The organism is Cellulomonas algicola (assembly GCF_003851725.1).
Classification (GTDB): Bacteria; Actinomycetota; Actinomycetes; order Actinomycetales; family Cellulomonadaceae; genus Cellulomonas; species Cellulomonas algicola.
The window spans coordinates 1-1,679 of the sequence record NZ_BHYL01000055.1 but is presented as its reverse complement, the minus strand read 5'-3'; the positions used below and the strand labels follow the sequence as shown (position 1 = coordinate 1,679).

1 protein-coding gene is annotated in these 1,679 nt (G+C 75.6%); it reads left to right on the top strand.

The features are described from left to right. The first annotated feature begins 307 nt into the window (after positions 1-307). Positions 308-1,627, top strand: a complete 1,320-nt coding sequence (locus CTKZ_RS04120; RefSeq protein WP_225916479.1) for an alkaline phosphatase — start codon at positions 308-310, stop codon at positions 1,625-1,627. The last annotated feature ends 52 nt before the right edge of the window (positions 1,628-1,679 follow it).

The following is a 1,679-nucleotide window of genomic DNA, read 5'->3' as shown; positions in this document are numbered from 1 at the left end:
GGCCTGGCGGACGTCGCCGCCCGCAGGGGTGGGGCCGCGCCGGGCAAGGCGCGCGACCTGCTCGCGCGCGTGCTGCCCGCCTGACGCGACGCCCGGCGCCGGCGCGACCTCCGCCGCTCGACGGCACGGTGCCGGCGTCGGACTCGACGCTGCGCTCTCCGCGTCGGCGGTCGTGGTCCGGCGCCCCGCCGGCCGCGCCACCCGACGTGCAGCGGATGCGCGACGGATAGATCCGGCCCAGCATGGGCGCTTCGGGTCCGAGGACGGGCCCGGCTCATCCGAGGACGACGAGGTTCGAGGGGGCACCATGCGCACGCACGCACGACGGTGGATGGCGACAGGCGGGGCGGCCGCGATCGCGGCGGGCCTGACGACCGGGGGGCTCGTCACGAGCGGCCTCACGACGGGCGACCAGGACGTCACGGGCGGTGATCGCGGCGGCTCCTCCCGCACGGCGAAGAACGTCGTGCTGATCGTCGGCGACGGCCTCAGCATCGCGGCGCGCGAGGCGATCCGGCTCAGCACGGTCGGCAAGGACGGCGAGACCGCGATGGACTCGCTGCGCTACGCGGGGTGGACGCACACGGACTCGCTGGACCCCGACGAGGCGGTCACGGACTCCGCCGCCGCGGCGAGCGCGTTCGCGACCGGCGTCCGCACGTACAACGGCGCGGTCAGCGTCGACGTGGACGGCAACCCCGTCCGCACCCTGCTCGAGCACGCCAAGTCGCTGCGGAAGTCGACGGGCGTCGTCACGACCGCCCAGGTCACCGACGCGACGCCCGCCGCGTTCGGCGCGCACGTCCCGGACCGCGGCGACCAGACCGAGATCGCCCGGCAGCTGATCGAGGAGTCGCGGCCCGACGTCATCCTCGGCGGGGGCGAGGACTGGTGGTACCCCGCGGGCGACGAGGGCGCGTACCCCGACGACCCCGCCGACCCGCGGCCCGAGGTCAGCCGCAGCGACCAGGGCAACCTCGTCGAGCGCGCGCAGGCGTCGGGCTACGCGTACGTGACGACCGCCGACGAGCTCGCCGCGACGCGCGCGCCGCGGATCCTCGGGCTGTTCGCCAACGAGGAGATGTTCGAGCAGGCGCCCGAGGGCCAGGGCGACGAGTACGCGCCCGTCGTGCCGCTCGTCGACATGACGCGCAAGGCGCTCGACGTGCTCTCGCGCGACCGGCAGGGCTTCTTCCTCATGGTCGAGGAGGAGGGCGTCGACGAGATGTCGCACGCCAACAACGCGGGCCTCACGCTCGAGGCCGGGCAGGCGCTCGACGAGACGGTCGCGGTCGTGCACGCGTTCGCGAAGCGGCACCCGGGCACGCTCGTCGTGGTCGTCGGCGACCACGAGACCGGCGGGCTGGCGATCGAGAACGTCGACGCGGACGACGAGAGCGGCGACCCCGCGAGCACGTCGGCCGAGGTGCTGCAGAGCCTCGAGGACGGGCCGTTCCCCGTCGCCGGGACGGACCTGCAGTTCACGGTCGACTGGACGACGAGCGGTCACACCGGTGGCGCGACGCCGCTGACGGCGGAGGGACCGAGCGCTGAGCGGCTCGCACGGTCGCAGCCGAACACCGACGTCTTCGTCGTCCTGCGGGACGCGATGGGCGGCCGGCGCTAGGGGCTGGCCCCCTCGGCCGCCGGGCCGTGGGGGGGGGGGGGGGGGGGGGGGC